Raw genomic sequence first — 20,249 nt, 5'->3', positions numbered from 1 at the left:
TGCACTCAGTAGAATGTTACAAGTCCGATCATGCTTAGGTCGCGTACCCTCGTGGTGTCAAGGTTCTGGGTCCGGGACTTTATCTCCGGGAAAGCTGTTCTGCTCCGCTGAAGCATGTGACATATTACTGTCGTGTCCCACCGCCTGAAGGTCGTCATCGTCGGCGCCGGCATCGTCGGTGCCGCGACCGCGCGCGTGCTGGCCCGGTCCGGCTGCGACGTGACCGTGCTCGACCGCGGCGCGTCCGCGGGCGGCACGTCCTCCGGCGGCGAGGGCAACATCCTGGTCTCCGACAAGGGTCCGGGCGCGGAGCTGAGGCTCACCCAGCGCTCGCTGGCCGCCTGGGCGCGCGTGCGCGAGGAACTGCGCGACGAGCTGCCGGCCGGGTTCCCCGATCTCGAGTTCGAGCACAAGGGCGGGCTGGTCGCCGCCACCACGGCCACCGGGGCGGAGGCGCTGCTGGCGTTCGCCGCGTCGCAGCGCACCGCCGGCGTGGTCGCCGAGGTCGTCGACGCCCATCGCGCCCACGAGCTGGAGCCGGACCTCACCCGCGACCTGACCGCCGCCGTCCTCTACCCGCAGGACGCGCAGGTGCAGCCCGTGATCGCCACCGAGGCGCTGCTCGCGGCCGCCCGCCGGCACGGCGCGCGCATCAGACAGGGCGTCGAGGCACTCGGCCCGGTCCTTTCCGGACCCACGATCACCGGGGTACGGACGAGCGCCGGCCCGATCCCGGCCGACGCCGTGGTGATCGCGGCCGGTCCGTGGTCCGGCGACGTGGCCGCGCGCTTCGGCGTGACGCTCCCGGTCCGCCCGCGACGCGGCACCGTGCTGGTCACCGCGCGCATGCGGCAGCGCGTGTTCCACAAGGTGTACGACGCGGACTACGTCGGCGCGGTCGGCTCCGGCGCGGCCGACCTGATGGTGTCCAGCGTGGTCGAGTCCACCGCGGCCGGCACCGTGCTGATCGGCTCCTCCCGCGAGCGCCGCGGCTTCGACGACCGCATCGAGGCGCGCGTGCTGGCCGCGCTCGCCGCCAAGGCGATGCTGCTCTTCCCGTTCCTGGCCGGCGTGCAGGTGATCCGCGCGTACGGCGGGTTCCGCCCGTTCGTCCCCGACCACCTCCCGGTGATCGGCGAGGACCCGCGCCTCCCCGGCCTGTGGCACGCCACCGGTCACGAGGGCGCCGGCATCGGCCTCAGCCTCGCCACCGCGGACCTGCTGCACGATCAGCTGCTGGGCCTCGCGACCGGTGATGATCTCGGTCATGAGTTCCGGCCGGACCGCCCGAGCCTCACACCGCACCTGGAAGGGGCCGCCGCATGACGGGTCCGTACCGGATCGCGCCCGCCCACGACCCGGTCGTGCCCGCGGACGGCGGCGCGATCCAGCTGACCGTGGACGGCGAGACCGTCACCGGCCGCGCCGGCCAGACGATCGCGGGCGTGCTGCTGGCCTCCGGACGGCTCTCCTGGCGTCCGAGCCCGCGCACCGGCCGCCCGCGCGGCGTCTTCTGCGGCATCGGCGTCTGCTTCGACTGCCTGATCGTGGTCAACGGCCTCCGCGACGTCCGCGCCTGCCAGCGCCGTGCCGCCGAGGGCGACGTCATCGACCTCCAGGACGACCGCGACGACGAGCGGCCCGGCCTCGCGGCCGGCAGCGTCGCGGGCGGTGGGGCCGGTGCCGCGCACAGCATCGCGCAGATCCTCGCCGATGGCCGGCTGCCCGCTCCCGCGTCCGGCGGGCGCAACGGCGGTCCCGGCGGCGGAAACCCGGCCGGCTCCGACAGCGGGCCGCTGGCCGATCCCGCCCCCGGCGAGAGCGACGACGATCCCGCACAGCGGACGAGCACGGGAGGCACGCCGTGACGGAACACGTGCCGGTGCTGATCGTCGGCGGTGGGCCCGCCGGGATGGCGGCCGCACTGGCCGCGCGACGCCGGGGCGCCCGGGTGGTGCTGGTCGAGTCCGGGGACGATCTCGGCGGGCAGTACTGGCGGCACCTGCCGGACGCCCGCGCCGGGCAGCGCGAGGAGCTGCTGCACCACGGCTGGCAGACGTTCCTGACCATGCGGGCGGCGCTGCGCGCGGACGACGGCTGCGAGATCGTGCTCCACGGGCACGTCTGGTCCGCCGAGCGCCGCGACGACGCGCCGCCGCTGGTCCACGTGCTGATCGGGCCGCCGGACGGCGCCGCCCGGACGCCGCGCACGTTCGCGCCGGAGGCGCTGGTCCTGGCGACCGGCGCGCACGAGCGCACGCTGCCGTTCCCCGGCTGGGATCTGCCCGGCGTCTTCACGGCCGGGGCCGCGCAGGCACTGGCCAAGGGCGAGCGCGTCGCGGTCGGCCGCCGCGTGCTGGTCGCCGGCGCCGGGCCGTTCCTGCTGCCGGTGGTCAGCAGCCTGATCAGGACCGGCGCGACCGTGGTGGGCGTGGTCGAGGCCGCCGGACGGCGACAGCTGGCCACCGGCTGGGGCACGAGGCCCTGGCGGCTGCTGCCCGCCGCGAAGAAGGGCGCTGAGCTGGGCGGATACGTCCGTGATCTGGCGGCGAAGCGCATCCCCTACCGGACCGGCGCGGCGGTCGTCGCCGCGCACGGCGCCGGCCGGGTCGAGGCCGTCACCGTGGCCGACCTCGCCCCGGACTGGTCGCCGAAACCCGGCACCGAGCGCCGGATCGAGGTGGACGCGGTCTGCGTCAGCCACGAGTTCCTGCCGCGGACCGAGCTGGCGCTGGCCGCGGGCTGCGCGACCGGCCCGGACGGCGCGGTGACCGTGGACGACGGGCAGCGCACGTCCGTGCCCGGCGTGTTCACGGCGGGCGAGCTGACCGGCATCGGCGGCGTCGACCTGGCGCTGGCCGAGGGCGAGATCGCGGGCGCGGTCGCGGCGGGCGGCAATCCGCCACCGGCGGCGGCGAAGGCCCGGCGGGTGTTCCGGGAGTTCGCCGGGCGGCTCGCCGCCGCGCATCGCATCGGTCCCGGCTGGCAGGCCTGGCTGGACGACACGACCACGGTCTGCCGCTGCGAGGACGTCACGGCCGGCGAGTTGCGCCGCGTCGCGGGCCTGACCGAGTCGCGCGGCCTGCGCTCACTGAAGCTGACCACCCGGGCCGGGCTGGGGATCTGCCAGGGGCGCACCTGCGGCCGCAGCGTCGAGGAGATCCTGACGACCGCGATCCGTCGGACCGGCCCCGCCGATCATCCCGTGACGGGACCGATCGGCGAGGGCGGTCACCCCGGAACGGCACCGCCTGGCGGGACCGGGCGCTCCGGGACCGGTCACGCCGCGGCCGTGGCGGACGGCCGCGCCACGGCCGGTCCCGCCGACCGGGCCGCCGCGCCCATTCCTTCGCATCACCCCAGCTCCGCGCCCCACGACGCCGGCCCCGGCCTGCTCGACGGCGGCCGGACCGCCCGCCGGCCGATCGCCGTCCCCGTCCGGCTCGGGGAGCTGGCCGCGCTCCACGACATCACCGGCAGCGTTGCCGAGGACACCCGTATCAGCACCCAGGAGGACCCGTCATGAGTTCCGCACCGATCGACCTTCGCGGGGTCATCGTCGCGACCGCGCTGCCGTTCAAGGAGAACCCGGCCGCGCCGGCGGGGCTGGAGGTCGACTACGACCGGTTCGCCGCGCACTGTGACTGGCTGATCAGCAACGGCTGCCGGGGCGTGGGGCCGAACGGCTCGCTGGGGGAGTACTCCGCGCTGACCGACGCGGAGCGCCGCAAGGTGGTGCAGGTCGCGGTGGAGACCGTGGGCGGACGCGGCGTGGTCGTCGCCGGCGTGCACGGGCCGGGCTGGCACCAGGCGAAGCACTGGGCCGAGCTGGCGGCGGAGGACGGCGCGGACGGTCTGCTGGCGCTGCCGCCGACCATGTACCGGGCGAGCGACTCCCAGGTCGTCGAGCACTTCACGAAGATCAACGAGGTCGGCCTGCCGATCATGATCTACAACAACCCGATCGACACCAAGGTCGACCTGGTCCCGAGCCTGGTCGCGGAGATCGCCCAGCTGCCGAACGTGTCCGCGATCAAGGAGTTCAGCGGCGACGTCCGCCGCTTCTTCGAGATCAAGGAGCTCTGCGACATCGACGTGATCGCGGGCGCGGACGACGTGCTGTTCGAGCTGATGGTGGACGGCGCGGTCGGCTGGTTCGCCGGCTTCCCGAACGTGTTCCCGGCCGAGTCGGTCGAGATCTACGACCTGATGATCGCCGGGAAGGTCGCGGAGGCCCGCGAGCTGTACCGGAAGCTGGTCGCGGTGTTCCGCTGGGACTCGCGGGTCGAGTTCGTCCAGGCGATCAAGCTGTCCATGGAGATGGTCGGCCGGTACGGCGGCCCGTGCCGCCCGCCGCGCGGCGCGCTCTCCGCGGCCCACGAGTCCCAGGTCCGGGCGGACACCGAGCGGGCGATCAAGGGCCTTGAGGAGTACCGCGCGGGCAGGGCCGCCTGACGTGCGCGCGAAGCGGATGTTCTCCGCGGTCGACTCGCACACCGAGGGCATGCCGACCCGGGTGATCACCGGTGGCATGGGCGTGATCCCGGGCGCGACCATGAACGAGCGCCGCCTGCACTTCATCGAGAATCTGGACGACATCCGGAAGTTCCTGGTCAACGAGCCCAGAGGCCACGCGGCGATGAGCGGCGCGATCCTGCAGCCGCCGACCCGGCCCGACGCGGACTTCGGCGTGCTCTACATCGAGGTCTCCGGCTGCCTGCCGATGTGCGGGCACGGCACGATCGGTGTCGCGACCGTGCTGGTGGAGACCGGCATGGTCGAGGTCGTCGAGCCGGTCACCACGATCCGGCTGGACACGCCGGCCGGCCTGGTGGTCGCGAAGGTGGCGGTCACGGACGGCCGGGCCGAGCACGTGACGCTGGAGAACGTGCCGTCCTACTGCGAGCGCCTGGACGAGACGATCGACGTGCCCGGCCTGGGCGAGATCACCTACAGCCTCGCGTTCGGCGGGAACTTCTACGCCATGGTCGACCTGAAGCGGCCGTTCGACCGGGCGTTCAAGCAGGAGATCCTGGCTGACGGCCTGAAGATCATGGACGCGATCAACACGCAGCACCCGCCGAAGCACCCGACGATCGACGGCGTGGACCACTGCCACCACGTGGAGTTCATCGCGCCCGGCTCGGACGCGCGGCTCTCCCGGCACGCGATGGCGATCCACCCGGGCTGGTTCGACCGGTCGCCGTGCGGCACCGGCACGTCCGCGCGGATGGCGGAGCTGCACGCCCGCGGCGAACTGCCGCTGCACCAGGACTTCGTCAACGAGTCGTTCATCGGCAGCCGGTTCACGGGCAGACTGATCGGGGAGACAGAGGTCGGCGGCGTGCGGGCGGTGCTGCCGACCATCACCGGGCGCGCCTGGATCACCGGTTTCGGCCAGTACGTGCTGGACCCGACCGATCCGTACCCGGCCGGATTCGAGTTCTAGGAGATATCAGTGACTGACGTGGAGCAGCTGCTCGCGGCCGCCGACGCGGCAAGGCCGACCATCAGGAACACCACGCCGGGGGTACGGGCGGAGTGGCTCGACGCGGTCGCGGACGCGCTCGACAAGGCGAAGGACGACCTGGTCGCGCTCGCGCAGGAGGAGACGCACCTGCCGCAGGCGCGGCTGACCGGCGAGCTGGGCCGCACCACGTTCCAGGCCCGGCTGTTCGCGGAGGGCCTGCGCACCGGCGAGCTGACGCCGACCCGGATCGACCCGGCCGACCCGGAGTGGGGCATGGGGCCGCGTCCCGAGCTGCGCCGCACGCTGCTGCCGATCGGCCCGGTGCTGGTCTTCGCGGCCAGCAACTTCCCGTTCGCGTTCAGCGTGTTCGGCGGCGACACCGTCTCGGCGCTGGCCGCGGGCTGCCCGGTCGTGCTCAAGGCTCATCCGGGACATCCGCGCCTCTCCCGTCGTACCGCCGAGGTGGTGATCGATGCCCTTGGCGCCGCAGGCGCTCCGGACGGCACGTTCGGGCTGCTGGAAGGCGTGGAGGCGTCCGTGGTCGCGCTCAAGGATCCGCGGATCAAGGCGGCCGGGTTCACCGGGTCGACGGCCGGCGGGCGTGCGCTCTTCGACATCGCGTCGTCGCGCCCGGACCCGATCCCGTTCTACGGCGAGCTGGGCAGCACGAACCCGGTCGTGGTCACGCCCGCGGGCTGGGCCGAGCGGGGCGGCGCGATCGCGCGGGAGTGGGTCGACTCGCTGACGCTCGGCGCGGGCCAGTTCTGCACGAACCCGGGCGTGATCCTGGTGCCGGACGCGGACGCGTTCCTGGCCGCGGTGGAGCTGCCGGTCCCCGGCCGGATGCTCTCCGAGCCGATGGAGAAGGGTTTCGCCGGAAAGGTCGCCGAGGTGGGCGCGCGTCCCGGCGTGCGGCAGGCAGCCCAGGGCAACCCCAATGACCAGGGGGTACGGGCGACGGTCTTGCAGTCCACGGCGCGCGACGTCGTGGCCGACCCGGAGGCGCTGGACATCGAGATGTTCGGGCCCGGCGGGCTGGTGGTCGAATACGCGTCGGAGAGCGAGCTGGAGCAGGTGGTACGGCTGGTTCCCGGGCAGCTCACCGGCACCGTGCAGGCGCACAGCTCGGAGCCGGACCCGGTGGCGCAGCGCGTGGTGCCGGAGCTGGCGGACCGGGTCGGCCGGGTGGTCTACAACGCGTGGCCGACCGGCGTGACCGTCTCCGGCGCGCAGCACCACGGCGGTCCGTGGCCGTCCACCACGGCGCCGACCTCGACCTCGGTCGGGCTGGCCGCGATCACCCGGTGGCAGCGGCCGGTGACGTTCCAGGGTGCGCCCGTGTCCGTGCTGCCGCCCGAGCTCCGCTAGGTTCTCGTCAAGGTCGTGCCGGCCGGGACCACCGGTCGGCGCGATGTGACATTGTATTGTGAGTGCAGATCCACGCGGGAGGTTCCAGGTGAGCTCATCGGTCATCGGCCCGGTGGCCGTCGGGGCGAGCCTGCGCGGCACCGTGGAGGACGCGGTCGCGGCCGCGATCGTCTCCGGCGAGCTGGCCCCCGGCACGCTGGTCACCGCGCCCACGCTCGCCACCCGGTTCGGCGTGTCCGCCACCCCGGTCCGCGAGGCAATGCTCAACCTGCAGAAACGCGGCTTCGTCGACGCGGTGCGGAACAAGGGTTTCCGGATCACCGACGTCAGTGAGCAGGACCTGTGGGAGATCGTGCGCATCCGGCAGGACCTGGAGGGCCCGCCGATGCGCGACATCGCGCGCACGCTCCAGCCCGAGGCCGCGGCCGAGCTGCGGGTCAAGGCGCAGGCGATCGTGGACGCGGCCGCTGCCGCCGACCTGGCGGAGTACCTGGCCACCGACATGGCATTTCACCTGCGGCTGCTGGAGCTGCACGGCAACCGCCGGCTGATCGAGATCGTGAAGGATCTGCGGCAGCAGACGCGCATGGTGGGGCTGGCCGACATGGTCGGCACGGCCGAGCTGGCCCGGTCCGCGGCCGAGCACCACAGCCTGGTGGACCTGCTCGAGGCGCGCGACGGCCGGGGTGCGGAGACGCTGCTCAGAGCGCATATCGGCCACGTGCTGGGCTGGTGGAGCGGCCGCGCGGAGGACTGATGAGGCGTGACGATCGGGGCGTTCCTCAAGATTGAGGGACGCCCCGATCACGTTTGGTGAGCGCCCGCGCGATCTTGTATCCGGCGCGTAAATATTTGCTCGCCATCTCTTCACCTGCGCTGTGTGACATACTACTGTCCTCCTTAAGCGACCGGGGTCACCCCGACGCGGCTGACAGATCGTGACGGGCCCCACGCGGGCCCCTTCATAACTCAGCACTTTCCCCTCACGGAGTCACCAGCGCAGGGGCCGCCTCCCCATTCACGGATCCGTTCCGTGCGCGGCCCGCGCGTACCCGGAAGGCAGGACCCCTCACATGCCACAACTTCGCAAGCCGGCGGCGCTCGCCGGACTGATGGCCACCGTGCTCGCCGTGCAGGCGTGCAGCGGTGGCGGCGGCGCGCCCGGCACCGGCGGCAACGGCGACGGCACGCCCCGGAAGGGCGGCACGGTGCAGGTGCTGCAGAACGCCGACTTCTCGTACCTGGACCCGGCGCGCGGTTTCGACGGCGGCGTCAACGCGTTCTACCGGCTGGTCTACCGCACGCTGATCACGAAGGCGCCGTCGAACGCCGCCGATCCGAACGCGATGGTGCCGGACCTGGCGCAGGGCCTGGGCGAGGTGTCCGCGGACGGGCTGACCTGGACGTACAAGCTGAAGCCGGGCGTCAAGTTCGACACCGGCGCGGCGATCACGTCCAAGGACGTCAAGTTCGGCATCAGCCGCGGGTGGGACCCGGAGATCGGCATCGGCGCGCCGTACCTGAAGCAGTTCCTGGCCGCGCCGGAGGGATACCAGGGGCCGTACCGCTCCGGTGAGCTGTCCACGATCGCGACGCCGGACGACCAGACCATCGTCTTCACGCTCAAGGCGCCGTTCCCCGAGTTCGACGCCGTGCTGTCGATGCCGAGCGCGGTGCCGTTCCCGGTCGGGACCGGTGGCGGGTCGGACTTCATCAACGACATCACCGCGTCCGGGCCGTACGACCTGGCCTCGTTCACGCCCGGCAGCACGATCGAGCTGAAGCGCAACCCGAACTGGGACGCGTCCACCGACACCGTGCGCACCGCGCTGCCGGACGGCTGGAAGTTCACCATCGGCATCGAGGGCGCCACCATCGACGAGCGGCTGATCGCGGGCCAGGGCGCGGACGTCAACGCGTTCGCCGGCACCGTGCAGACCGCCACCATCGCCCGGCTGCAGGACCCGCGGTTCAAGGACCGGGTGCTGAAGGCGCCGTCGACCTGCACCACCTACATGTCGCTGAACAGCACGAAGGGGCCGCTGGGCGACGTGCGCGTCCGGCAGGCGATCAACTTCGCGGTGGACAAGAGCTCGGTGCTGAACGCGACCGGCGGCAACCAGTTCGCCACCGTGGCCACCACGATCATCCCGACCAGCGTGGCCGGGCACGCGGACTACGACCTCTACCCGAGCCCGGACCACACCGGTGACGTGGCCAAGGCGCAGGCGCTGCTCACCGAGGCCGGCCAGAGCGCCGGCTTCGCGCTGACGCTGGACGTGCGGGCGAACCCGGTGGCGCAGCGGCAGGCCGAGGCGATCCAGCAGGCGCTCAAGCGGGTCGGCATCGACGTGAAGCTGAACGTCATCGACGTCTCCACCTACTACGAGACGATCGGCACGCCGTCGCAGCAGCACGACGCCGCGATCACCGGCTGGTGCCCGGACTGGTCGTCCAGCGCGTCCACGTTCCTGCCGCCGCTGTTCGACGGCCGCGTGGTCACCGAGAAGGGCAATGCGAACCTGGCCCAGATCAACGACCCGGCCGTGAACGCGGAGATCGACCGGATCCGCGCGCTGACCGACCTGGCCGCCGCGAACCAGGCCTGGGGCGCGCTGGACCAGCAGATCATGAAGCTGGCCCCGATCGTGCCGCTCAACGTGGAGAACCGGATCTTCCTCCCGGGCGAGAACCTGGCGGGCATCGTCGCGCCGCAGGGCGAGATCGACTACGCCATCCTGGGTCTCGAGGACCCGTCGAAGGGCTGACGTGACCATCGCACCCACCGGGTTGCAGGTGTCGGCGGCGTCCTCGGACCAGGGCGCCGCCGTCACACCTCCGGACCCCAGAAGACATCCGGTCCGCATGATCATGCGTGACCCGGCCGCGGTGGCCTGCCTGGCCTACATCGCGCTGATCGTGCTGATGGCGGTGTGCGCGCCGCTCATCGTGAGGATCAGCGGCTGGGACCCGTACGAGTTCGACCAGAGCGCCATCGACCCGGACCTCGGCGGCATCCCGCTGACCGGTGGGGGGCGTGGCTGGGGCGGCATCTCCGGCGAGCACTGGCTCGGCGTGGAGCCGGGCAGCGGGCGGGACATCTTCGCCCGCATCGTCTACGGCGCCCGCGCGTCCATGCTGATCGCGCTGGCGGCCACGCTGCTCACCACCGTGCTCGGCGTGGTGTTCGGGCTGCTGGCCGGCTACTTCGGCGGCCGGACCGACATGGTGATCTCGCGGGTGATGGAGTTCCTGATGGCGTTCCCCGCGCTGATCTTCATGATCGCGGTGCTGTCCGCGCTGCCCGCGGACGACCGGCAGTACCTGCTGGTCGTGGTGATCTCCGTGTTCGGCTGGCCGTACCTGGCGAGGCTGATCCGGGCACAGACGATGTCGCTCAAGCAGCGCGAGTTCGTCGAGGCCGCGCGCGCGTCCGGCGCGTCCCGCGCGCAGATCGTGTTCGTCGAGATCCTGCCGAACCTGCGCTCCACCATCCTGGTCATGGTGACCATGGCGGTCCCGGGCTACATCGGCACCGAGGCCGGGCTCTCCTTCCTCGGCGTCGGCCTGGTCCCGCCGAACCCGTCCTGGGGACAGATGATCGCCAGCTCGGTGAGCTGGTACTCGGTCGTCCCTGCCTACTTCCTCGTGCCGGGCACGTTCCTGGCCCTGCTGGTGCTCGCGTTCATGGTCCTCGGCGACCGTGTCCGCGCCGCGGTGGACCCGGGAGGCCTGCTGTGACCCGCTACGTCGTACACCGGGTGGGCGGGATGATCCTGGTCCTGTTCCTGGTGTGCCTGTTCACCTACATGGTGTTCTTCCTGCTCTCCCCGGACCCGGCGGTGCAGATCTGCGGCAAGAACTGCACGCCGGAGCGCATCGACCAGATCCGCGAGAACCTGGGCCTGGACCAGCCGTTCCTCACCCAGTTCCTGGGCTTCCTGGGCGGGCTGTTCACCGGCCGGGAGTACGGCGGCGGCACCTCGATCATCGAGTGCCCTGCCCCGTGCCTCGGCTACTCGTTCCAGACCTCGCAGATCGTCACGGACATGCTGGTCCAGCGGCTGCCGGTGACCGCGGTCGTGGCGATCGGCGCGGCCGTGCTCTGGCTGACCGCCGGCGTGATCGGCGGCCTGGTCAGCGCCGTCCGCGAGGGGAGGTTCGCGGACAGGTTCATCGCGGCGCTGACGCTCGGCGGCATGTCGATCCCGAACTACGTGCTCGCGCTCGGTCTGCAGTACGTCTTCGTGGTGCAGTTGCAGTGGCTGCCGTTCCCGCAGGCCGTGCCGTTCGCGGACGATCCCGGGCAGTGGTTCGCCAACTTCATCCTGCCGTGGACCGTGCTCGCGATCGGCTACGCGTCCTCGTATACCCGGTTGACCAGGGCGAACGTCATCGACACGCTCGGTGAGAACTTCGTCCGGACCGCGAAGGCGAAAGGGCTGCAACCGTCGCTGGTCTGGCGCCGGCATGCGCTGCGGCCCGCGCTCACGCCGGTGGTCACGATCGCGGGCATGGACTTCGCCGGGCTGCTGGGCGGCGCGCTGATCACGGAGACCGTGTTCGGCATCAACGGCGTCGGCAAGCTGGCGGCGGACTCGATCACGAAGAACGACCAGCCGGTGATCATGGCGGTCACGCTGCTGGCCGCGTTCTTCGTGGTGGTCGGCAACATGGTGGTCGACCTGCTCTACTCCGCGATCGATCCTCGGGTGCGGGCGGGCGCGTCATGAGCTTGCTGACCGTGCGGGGCCTGACCGTGGCCTTCAGGGCGATCAATCACGACGTACCCGTGGTGGCCGGTCTTGATTTTGACCTTCCGCGCAGCGGTGCGCTCGGCATCGTGGGCGAGTCCGGCTCCGGCAAGTCGATGACCAGCCTCGCGATCATGGGGCTGCTCCCGGCCGGCGCCACCCGCACCGGCAGCATCGTCTTCGACGGGACCGAGCTGACCGCGCTGCCGGAACGCCGCATGCGCGCGATCCGCGGCGACCGGATCGCGATGATCTTCCAGGACCCGCTGTCGTCGCTGAACCCCTATTACACGGTCGGCACGCAGATCGCCGAGGCCTACCGCGCGCACCGCTCCGGGGTGAGCCGCAAGACCGCCCGGAAGGTCGCGATCGAGGCGATGGAACGCGTGCACATCCGGGACGCGGCGCGCCGGGTGGACGACTACCCGCACCAGTTCTCCGGCGGCATGCGGCAACGCGTGATGATTGCGATGGCGCTCAGCACCGAACCCGAGCTGATCATCGCGGACGAGCCGACCACGGCGCTGGACGTGACCGTGCAGGCGCAGATCCTGGAGCTGCTCGCGGAGGTACGCCGGGACACCGGGGCCGCGCTGATCCTGATCACCCACGACCTCGCCGTGGTCAGCGAGGTCGCGGACCACCTGCTGGTCATGCGCCGCGGCGAGGTCGTCGAGTCCGGCACGGCCGCGCAGGTCTTCTCCGACCCGCGGCACGCCTACACGCGCGCCCTGCTGGACGCGGTCCCGCGCATCGACGACACCATCGGGGAGCTCCGGAGCACATGACCTCTTTGCTGAGCGCCCGCGACCTGGTGAAGGAGTTCCCGGTCGCGGGCACACAGGGGCTGTTCACGCCGGCCAAGCGCTTCACGGCCGTGAACAGGGTGTCGTTCGACCTCCAGGCGGGCGAGACGCTGGCGCTGGTCGGCGAGTCCGGGTCCGGCAAGTCGACCACGGCCCGGCTGGCCGCGCGGCTGATCGACGTCACGTCCGGCACCGTGCACCTGGACGGCACGGACATCACCGCGCTGCACGGCGACGCGCTGCGCGAGGTCCGTCGCCAGATCCAGGTCGTGTTCCAGGACCCGTTCTCGTCGCTGAACCCGCGCCACACGGTCGAGCGGATCGTCACCGCACCGCTGCGCTATCAAAAGCGAGAGATTCCCGGGGGTACGCGCGCGGTCGCGCAACAGCTGCTCGAGCGCGTCGGGCTCGACCCCGCGCACGTCGGCCGCTACCCGTCGCAGTTCTCCGGCGGGCAGGCCCAGCGGATCGGGATCGCCCGCGCGCTCGCGGTGCGCCCGCGCGTGCTGGTCTGCGACGAGGCCGTCTCCGCGCTCGACGTCTCGGTGCAGGCGCAGATCATCAACCTGCTGCGCGACCTGCAGCGCGAGGAGGGGTTCGGCTGCCTGTTCATCGCGCACGACCTTGCCGTGGTCCGGCAGATCGCCACGAGCGTCGCGGTGATGACGGACGGCACGATAGTCGAGACCGGCGACCGGGACAGCGTCTTCGGCGAACCACGGCACGAGTACACGAAGCGCCTGCTCGCGGCCGTGCCCAGGATCAATCCTGAATGGGAGGCCGCACGCAGACGGAACGCGGCGGCCCGTTCCTCGGAGGAGGCTCCTGCATGATCGAGTACGCGATTCCCGGCGCGTGGGTGCGTGAGTTCACGGTCGACGTGCCGCTGGACTGGGACGATCCGGACGCGGGCACGATCGAGCTGTTCGTCCGCGACCTGGTCGACCCGGACCGCCGCCACCTGCCGATGCCGCTGATCACCTACCTCCAGGGCGGCCCCGGTGGCGCGAACCCGCGTCCTGCCGGCGTTGACGGCTGGCTGGCCGAGGCGCTCCCGCACTACCGCGTGGTCTTCGTCGACCAGCGCGGCACCGGCGGCAGCTCGCCGATCGACGGAGACCTCATCGCGTCGGTGAAGGACCCCGGCGGCTATCTGCTGCACTTCCGGGCCGACTCGATCGTGCGGGACCTGGAGCACGTGCGCCGCACCCGCTACGACGACCGCCGCTGGGCCACGCTGGCGCAGAGCTTCGGCGGGTGGATCACGCTCACCTACCTGTCCACCGCGCCGGAGGCGCTGTCCGCCTGCTACGTCTGCGGCGGCATCCCCGGCCTGCCCGCGAACCCGGACGAGGTCTACCGGCGCACGTTCGACCGCGCGGCCGCGAAGACCGCGGACTTCTACGCCCGCTACCCGCAGGACGCCGAGACGGTCGGCGCGATCGCGGACCGGCTGGCCGGCGGCGGCGTGGTGCTGCCGGACGGCTCGCCGCTGTCCGTGCGCCGGCTCCAGACGCTCGGCGGCGACCTCGGCTTCGGCCCCGGCCACCTGCGGCTGCACTGGCTGGTCTCCGAGGCGTTCACCCGGGACAAGCGGCTCACCACCGGCTTCCTGGAGTCGGTGCTGGTCAGGACGTCCAACGCGCACAACCCGCTGTTCTGGGCGCTGCAGGAGACCATCTACGGCGACGGCGCGAACGGCCCGTTCCGCTGGTCCGCGCAGCGCGAGCGCGACCTGCGCCCGGAGTTCGCCGAGGACCGGCGGCCGCTGCTGTTCACGTCCGAGATGGCGTTCCCGTGGCTGTTCGAGGAGGTCCGCGCGCTGCGCCCGTTCGCGCCCGCGATGGAGCAGCTCGCGGCCGTGACCGAGTGGACGCCGCTCTACGACCCGGACCGCCTGGCCGCGAACGAGGTCCCGCTGGCCGCGGTCGTCTACCACGACGACCTGTTCGTGGACGAGGGCCTGCAGCGGTCGACGCTGTCCCGGCTCGGCAACGCCACCGCCTGGATCACCAACGAGTTCGAGCACGACGGCATCAGCAGTGGCCGGACCCTCACCCGCCTGCGCGAGATGGTCCGCGACCGAGGAGGAGAACGCAGATGACCCAGCCGCCCTACGCGGGAACCCGCCCACCGAAGCTCGGCGACGACAGTCCGGGCTTCCTGGACGGCATCGCCAAGGGCTGGGGCGACCGGACGGTTCCCGCGCCGGTCGCACCGGCCGCGGCCCGCGCCGCCGCCGCACACCGGGCCCGGCTGAGCGCCGCGCTCCCGGACCGGGTGCTGGTGATCGGCGCCGGCCGCGCCGCGCGCCGCAACGGCGACGCGGACTACGGATTCCGGGCCGGCAGCGACTTCGTCTGGGCCACGTCCTGCCAGGCCGAGGGCGGTGTCCTGGTCATGCACCCGAAGCCGGGTGGCCACGACGCCGTGCTCCACCTGCCCGCGCCGGCCCGGCCCGGTGAGCGCGACTTCTTCGCCAGCGCCGCGCACGGCGAGCTGTGGATCGGCCCGTCCGCCGGCCTGGACGCCTGGTCCGACGCGCTCGGCCTGCCGGTCCGGCCGATCGCGGACTTCACCGTCCCGGACGGCGCGCTGGTCGCGGGCGAGGCCGCGGACCTGGACCGGGCGCTCTCCGGCCTGCGCATGATCAAGGACGAGTGGGAGATCGGCCAGCTCCGCGAGGCGATCGACCACACCGTGACCGGCTTCGCCGCGGTGGCGGCCGAGGTGCCGCGCGCGGTCCGGGACGACCTGGGCGAGCGCTGGCTGCAGGGCACGTTCGACCGGCATGCGCGCACGTACGGCAACGGGCCCGGGTACAGCACGATCGTCGGGTCCGGCGAGCACGCGCCGATCCTGCACTGGGTGCGCTGCGACGGCCCGGTCCGGCCGGGCGAGACGCTGCTGCTGGACATGGGCGTGGAGGCGCGCTCGCTCTACACCGCGGACGTCACCCGGACCATCCCGGTCGGCGGCACGTTCACGCCCGCGCAGCGCCGGGTCCACGACCTGGTCGAGGCGTCCCATCGGGCGGGCCTCGCGGCGGTCCGGCCGGGCGCGCTCTACTCCGACTTCCACTTCGCGGCCATGGAGGTGCTGGCGCGCGGCCTGCACGACTGGGGGCTGCTGCCGGTCTCCGTGGACGAGGCGCTGGCGCCGGCGGGGCAGCACCACCGGCGGTACATCGTCTGCGGCATCGGGCACCACCTCGGGCTCGACGTGCACGACTGCGCGGCCTCGCCGTACGAGCAGTACCTCGGCGCCGCGCTCGCACCCGGCATGGTGCTCACGGTCGAGCCCGGCCTCTACTTCCACGCGCACGACGAGACCGTCCCGCCGGAGCTGCGCGGCATCGGCGTCCGGATCGAGGACGACCTGCTCGTCACGGACACCGGGCACGACGTGCTCTCCGGCGCGCTGCCGATCGACGCGACCGGCCTCGAACAATGGGCCGCCACCCACGCCTGAAGGAGTTCGGTGTTCTTCCCCCTGTCTGATGTGGACCTGCACGACGGCGTCCACTCCCGCACCCGGGACCAGATGCTGCACCTCGCCCGCGTCTTCCCGGTCGACCGCGCGCTCGCGGTGTTCCGGGCGAACGCCGGGCTCGACACGCGGGGCGCGCTGCCGCCCGGCACCTGGGAGGATTTCGGCCACCCGGACGAGCAAGCCTGGTCGGCGTCCGACTACCCGGGTGCGGGCGTGGCACCGACCGCGAGCCTGCTGCGTGGCCACTATGCCGGCCACTTCCTGTCGATGCTGTCCCTGGCCCACGCCTCCACCCATGAGCCGATATTTCGAGACAAAGCGCATGAAATGGTGTCGGGGCTGGCCGAGGTGCAGGCCGCGCTGGCCGCCACCGGGCGCTACAGCCACCCCGGATTCCTCGCCGCGTACGGCGAGTGGCAGTTCTCCCGGCTGGAGGACCTCGCGCCCTACGGCGAGATCTGGGCGCCCTGGTACACCTGCCACAAGATCATGGCCGGGCTGCTGGACGCGTTCGCGCTCACCGGCTCCGCGCAGGCGCGCGACGTGGTCACCGGCCTGGGCCGCTGGGCCGCGCAACGCATCCTCGCCGTCGACCCGAAGCAGCGGCAGCGGATGTGGTCGCTCTACATCGCGGGCGAGTTCGGCGGCATGAACGAGAGCCTGGCCGCGCTGCACCGGATCACCGGCGAGCAGGTCTTCCTGGACGCGGCCGCCGCGTTCGAGATGGACGCGTTCCTGGACGCGGCCGCGGCCGGCCGGGACGTGCTCGACGGCATGCACGCCAACCAGCACCTGCCCATGCTGGCCGGGCACCTCGCCCAGTACGAGGCCACCGGCGACGCGCGCTACCTGGACGCGGTCACCACGCTGTTCGGCCAGGTCGTGCCGGGGCGCACGTTCGCGCACGGCGGCACCGGCGAGGGCGAGCTGTGGGGGCCGGCCGGGCACGTGGCGCGCGGCATCGGGCGGCGCAACGCGGAGACGTGCGCGACCTACAACCTGCTCAAGATCGCGCGCGGGTTGTTCGGCCACACGCGGGACGTGCGGTACGCGGACTACATCGAGCGCGCCTCGCTCAACCACATCGTCGGCTCCCGCGCGGACGTCACCTCGGACGTCAGCCCCGAGGTGCTCTACATGTTCCCGGTCGACGCCGGCGCGATCCGCGAGTACGACAACGTCGGCACCTGCTGCGGCGGCACCGGGCTGGAGAGCCACGTCAAGCACCAGGAGTCCGTCTGGTTCTCGCCGGCGCCGGGGGAGCTGTACGTGCTGCAGTACGTGCCGTCCCGCCTGCGGTGGGATGCGCTCGGCGGCACGGTCGCGCTGCGCACGGCGTACCCCCGTGACGGGCTTGTGGCTCTTGATTTTGATCTTTCCGGCGAGATCGATCTGCGGCTCCGGGTGCCGGACTGGGTGCCCGAGCGCCGGGCGCTGCTCGACGGCGAGCCGGTGCAGGCCCAGGACGGATTCATCGCGGTACGCCGCGCGGTGCGGCCCGGGGACACGCTGACGCTGGAGTTCCCGATGCCGTTGCGGCTGGTACCGGCGCCGGACGACCGCACGCTCGTCTCCGTGGAACTCGGCCCGACCGTGCTGCTCGCGCGCGACGAGGCCACCACCACGCGGGAGATCGCGCCCGCCGCCCACCGGCTGCTGTCCGGCGAGATCGCCTTCGACGCCGCCGGTGAGGATCTGGTCGCCGCGCTCGGCCTGGAGTTCGAACCGGCCTGGTCCGGCGCGAACAGCCGCTTCCACATGTACCTGCGGACCGTGGACCCGGTGATCGCGTTCCCCGGCGCGCCCACCGACGTGCCGGACCGGCACGACGCGAACGACTGGTCGTTCCTGACCGGCCTGTGGGCGTCGCAGGGCTTCCCGTCGCTGGAGGCGTTCTACCTCTCCGTGCACCGCAACGTACGCCGCGCCGCGACGGCCGGGCTGCTCGACCGCGACGAGGTCATCACCGTGCTGACCGCGGCCGCGGCCAGCACCATCGGCGGCGCCACGCCGCTCTCCTCGTCGATCGTGCCGTCCGGGACGGTGGCGATCACCCCGTCGGAGATCACCTGGCCGCTGTCGCCGTCCGTCGGCACCGGCGACCCGGTCCCGGTCGCCCGGATCGAGGTCACCGGGGAGCGCGCGCCGTCCGGCTGGTACACCGCGCCCGCCTCGGTCTCCGTGGCCACGCACGGCACGGTGGCGTCGGTGGTACTGACCGGCGCGGTCGCGGGCGAGCCGCTCACCGACGGCCGGCACCTGGTCCGCGCCGAGGTGACCGACCCGGCCGGCCGGGTCGTGCACGCGACCCGCGAGGTGGCCGTCGACACGACGCCGCCCGAGGTCCGGGCCCGGGTCCGCCCACTCGGCCCGCAGAACGTCGAGGTCACGCTCTACGCGGACGACTCGGTCTCCGGCGTGGACCGCGTCCAGTGGCGCACCCCCGAGACTTTCTGGGGCGTCTACCAGGAGGCCTTCACCCGCGCCTTGCGTGATGTCCCGCAAACCCTGGAGTTCACCGCGACCGACCGGGCCGGCAACACGTCCGCGGTCCACCAGGTGGTGCTGCCGCCGCTCGGCTGATTGCCCCGCACGCTCTGGCTCGTTGGGAACCGTGTGAGTGTGGGAAGCGCGGCCGGACGTCAGACGCCGGGGCCCGGCGGACGGCGTCTGGCCGCCATCGCGGCGACGCCGATCAGACCGCCGCAGACGACGGCGGCGAGCGCGGCACGGGGCAGGAGTGGTTTCGCCGTCCTTTCCGGCGGCATGGGCAGTGCCGGGCCGTGGGCGATCGCGGCCCGGTACTCCTCGTCCGCTATGTGGGCGAATCTCCGATGAATCGGCTGCGAGGCGGACAGCCAGAACTTGCGTGAGTCGCGCCAATGATCGCGCCCTACCGATCGGCGAAAGAGGCCGCTGAACACCTCGTTCCGCAGTGAGTATTCGTTCGAGTGCCCGGTCTCGTAGCCCGAGAGCGCCAAGCGCAGCACAAGCGTGACAAATACATAGCGTTTGTACTCGATGACGCTCATTCTCTGCGCCCGGTCGCTGAGCACCGGACCGTAGGTCTCCGGATCGGAAAGCACCAGCATCAGCAGCCGGGAATGCGCGTCGGAGATGTCCTGGTCACGCTGCACCACGATGCCGTGACTCTGGTAGGCGAGCGAGACCGCGACGCCGGTGACCGCGAGCACGGAGAAGATCGCCGACGCCAGGCCGTATGCCTGACCGATGTTGCTCAGCCGCGACCAGTCCAGCCGCATCCACCGATCCATCAACAGCATGGCCGTCGGGGAGGTGGCCGCGCAGACGATTCCGACGATCGCGGCACACAGCAGGGCGACGGACCTTCGGGATGGGCGCGGAATTCGCATAAGGCTTTCTCCAGAGTGAGAATCTCCTCACTCACCGTATGTGAATACCCTGTGAATTGGCGTCCATGATTTTACACGATCGGGTGGCGGTAGCCCTTGCGCCGGATAAATCCTCTACGCTACGCCCGGCGCCTGCCAGTGCGCGGGAATACCGGCGAAATGCGACGCATCGCTCGGTCTGCGTCAGACTGATCCTGGGGAGAGCATTACATGGAAATTGCACACAGAGGAAGATGATTCGCCATGACAGTGTCGCACTCGCAGTGGGTCAAGGCTTCCCGCTGCCAGATGGAGCAGTGCGTTGAGATTCGCATGATGGGATTCTCGGGTACGCACGTTCGTGACTCCAAGGAACAGTCCGGCGGGCCGATCCTGGCCTTCGCGCAGGCCGGGTGGACCGCTTTCGTAGGCGGTCTGAAATCCGGCTCCCTCGGCGGCGCCCGCCCGTAACCGCACGAACCGGTGGGCGGCATGACACGCCGCCCACTCGGCTACGCGCACCTGATCAGCGCTGCGGGATCATCCGGGTCATCGGCACGCCGGCCCGGTCGCACGCCGTGGAGATGCCGGTCATCGTCAGCGCGCCCCGGAACTCGTTGAACTCGGTCCCTTCGGCGGCGTCCTTCTCGAAGCCGTACTGGAGAGCCTCGCCGAGGCGGGACAGCGACTCGTGCCCGGAGCCGGCCAGCATGTCCGCTAGGTTCCGGGCCTCTTCCTCGGCCACGCGCGGCTGCTCGCCCGCGTTGAACGTCCGGGTGAACTCGTCCAGCCGGCGGCAGGCGACCACGCCGGAGTCCTCCCGGGGATACAACGCCACCGCGAGGCCGGCGGCCACGACCACCACGGCCGCGGTCGCGATGCCCGCGATCAGGAGCGGCCGCCGACGGCGAGAAGGCGTCTCCACTGGGGCGAACGGCGTGGCAGCCGCCACCGAAACGGCCTGCGGATCATCATGATCGGAATTCATGTGCCGCATTATGCAGGC

The 20,249-nt window shown here is 71.9% G+C and carries 18 protein-coding genes; 16 read left to right on the top strand and 2 right to left on the bottom strand.

Going from position 1 to position 20,249, the window contains the following annotated elements; genetic code table 11:
* The first annotated feature begins 132 nt into the window (after nucleotides 1–132).
* The 15 genes from OP04_RS19220 (at nucleotide 133) to OP04_RS19150 (ending at nucleotide 18,473) form a co-directional block, all read left to right on the top strand.
* Nucleotides 133–1,326, top strand: a complete 1,194-nt coding sequence (locus tag OP04_RS19220) for an NAD(P)/FAD-dependent oxidoreductase (RefSeq protein WP_033341118.1) — start codon at nucleotides 133–135, stop codon at nucleotides 1,324–1,326.
* The gene (locus OP04_RS53465; RefSeq protein ID WP_157240042.1) at nucleotides 1,323–1,868 is read left to right on the top strand and encodes a (2Fe-2S)-binding protein; all 546 of its coding nucleotides are present in this window, start codon (nucleotides 1,323–1,325) and stop codon (nucleotides 1,866–1,868) included. The genes OP04_RS19220 and OP04_RS53465 overlap by 4 nt, the downstream gene beginning before the upstream one ends.
* Nucleotides 1,865–3,526 (top strand): FAD/NAD(P)-dependent oxidoreductase, encoded by a 1,662-nt coding sequence (locus OP04_RS56465; protein ID WP_269746686.1) that lies wholly within the window; start codon nucleotides 1,865–1,867, stop codon nucleotides 3,524–3,526. The genes OP04_RS53465 and OP04_RS56465 overlap by 4 nt, the downstream gene beginning before the upstream one ends.
* Complete coding sequence (locus OP04_RS19205; RefSeq protein ID WP_033341117.1) at nucleotides 3,523–4,455, top strand: dihydrodipicolinate synthase family protein; 933 nt, start codon at nucleotides 3,523–3,525, stop codon at nucleotides 4,453–4,455. The genes OP04_RS56465 and OP04_RS19205 overlap by 4 nt, the downstream gene beginning before the upstream one ends.
* A 1-nt stretch (nucleotide 4,456) precedes the next feature.
* Nucleotides 4,457–5,449 carry a proline racemase family protein gene (locus tag OP04_RS19200; protein ID WP_033341116.1) on the top strand — a complete coding sequence of 331 codons (993 nt, stop codon included), beginning with the start codon at nucleotides 4,457–4,459 and terminating at the stop codon, nucleotides 5,447–5,449.
* Between the two features lie 9 nt (nucleotides 5,450–5,458).
* Nucleotides 5,459–6,838, top strand: a complete 1,380-nt coding sequence (locus OP04_RS19195; protein ID WP_085066579.1) for an aldehyde dehydrogenase (NADP(+)) — start codon at nucleotides 5,459–5,461, stop codon at nucleotides 6,836–6,838.
* An 88-nt stretch (nucleotides 6,839–6,926) separates the two neighbouring features.
* The gene (locus OP04_RS19190; protein ID WP_063746635.1) at nucleotides 6,927–7,595 is read left to right on the top strand and encodes a GntR family transcriptional regulator; all 669 of its coding nucleotides are present in this window, start codon (nucleotides 6,927–6,929) and stop codon (nucleotides 7,593–7,595) included.
* A gap of 316 nt (nucleotides 7,596–7,911) precedes the next feature.
* Nucleotides 7,912–9,606 (top strand): ABC transporter substrate-binding protein, encoded by a 1,695-nt coding sequence (locus OP04_RS19185; RefSeq protein WP_033341114.1) that lies wholly within the window; start codon nucleotides 7,912–7,914, stop codon nucleotides 9,604–9,606.
* Nucleotide 9,607: 1 nt separating this feature from the next.
* Nucleotides 9,608–10,579, top strand: coding sequence for an ABC transporter permease (locus OP04_RS19180; RefSeq protein WP_033341113.1), 972 nt, complete (start codon nucleotides 9,608–9,610; stop codon nucleotides 10,577–10,579).
* Complete coding sequence (locus OP04_RS19175; protein WP_157240039.1) at nucleotides 10,576–11,571, top strand: ABC transporter permease; 996 nt, start codon at nucleotides 10,576–10,578, stop codon at nucleotides 11,569–11,571. The genes OP04_RS19180 and OP04_RS19175 overlap by 4 nt, the downstream gene beginning before the upstream one ends.
* A complete protein-coding gene (locus OP04_RS55705; RefSeq protein WP_085066578.1) occupies nucleotides 11,568–12,380 on the top strand; it encodes an ABC transporter ATP-binding protein in 813 nt (270 codons plus the stop codon). The genes OP04_RS19175 and OP04_RS55705 overlap by 4 nt, the downstream gene beginning before the upstream one ends.
* Nucleotides 12,377–13,231, top strand: a complete 855-nt coding sequence (locus tag OP04_RS55700; protein WP_033341112.1) for an ATP-binding cassette domain-containing protein — start codon at nucleotides 12,377–12,379, stop codon at nucleotides 13,229–13,231. Before OP04_RS55705 ends, OP04_RS55700 begins: the two co-directional genes overlap by 4 nt.
* Complete coding sequence (locus tag OP04_RS19160) at nucleotides 13,228–14,502, top strand: alpha/beta fold hydrolase (protein WP_033341169.1); 1,275 nt, start codon at nucleotides 13,228–13,230, stop codon at nucleotides 14,500–14,502. The genes OP04_RS55700 and OP04_RS19160 overlap by 4 nt, the downstream gene beginning before the upstream one ends.
* Nucleotides 14,499–15,869 carry an aminopeptidase P family protein gene (locus OP04_RS19155; protein WP_033341111.1) on the top strand — a complete coding sequence of 457 codons (1,371 nt, stop codon included), beginning with the start codon at nucleotides 14,499–14,501 and terminating at the stop codon, nucleotides 15,867–15,869. Before OP04_RS19160 ends, OP04_RS19155 begins: the two co-directional genes overlap by 4 nt.
* A gap of 9 nt (nucleotides 15,870–15,878) precedes the next feature.
* A complete protein-coding gene (locus OP04_RS19150) occupies nucleotides 15,879–18,473 on the top strand; it encodes a beta-L-arabinofuranosidase domain-containing protein (protein WP_033341110.1) in 2,595 nt (864 codons plus the stop codon).
* Between the two features lie 59 nt (nucleotides 18,474–18,532).
* Here the strand turns inward: OP04_RS19150 and OP04_RS19145 are convergent, their stop codons facing one another.
* Nucleotides 18,533–19,153 (bottom strand): DUF6082 family protein, encoded by a 621-nt coding sequence (locus OP04_RS19145; RefSeq protein WP_033341109.1) that lies wholly within the window; start codon nucleotides 19,151–19,153, stop codon nucleotides 18,533–18,535.
* A 354-nt stretch (nucleotides 19,154–19,507) separates the two neighbouring features.
* Between OP04_RS19145 and OP04_RS19140 the strand changes: the two genes are divergently transcribed.
* Nucleotides 19,508–19,714 (top strand): DUF397 domain-containing protein, encoded by a 207-nt coding sequence (locus OP04_RS19140; protein WP_033341108.1) that lies wholly within the window; start codon nucleotides 19,508–19,510, stop codon nucleotides 19,712–19,714.
* 55 nt (nucleotides 19,715–19,769) lie between these two features.
* Here OP04_RS19140 and OP04_RS19135 read toward each other — a convergent pair whose 3' ends face one another.
* Entirely contained in the window at nucleotides 19,770–20,231 is a 462-nt protein-coding gene (locus OP04_RS19135) for a hypothetical protein (protein WP_157240037.1), read from the bottom strand.
* Nucleotides 20,232–20,249 lie beyond the last annotated feature (18 nt).

This window comes from Catenuloplanes japonicus (genome assembly GCF_000717135.1).
In the GTDB taxonomy this organism is placed as follows: Bacteria; Actinomycetota; Actinomycetes; order Mycobacteriales; family Micromonosporaceae; genus Catenuloplanes; species Catenuloplanes japonicus.
The sequence above is the reverse complement of the archived record's forward strand: the minus strand, read 5'-3'. Positions and strand labels throughout refer to the sequence as shown.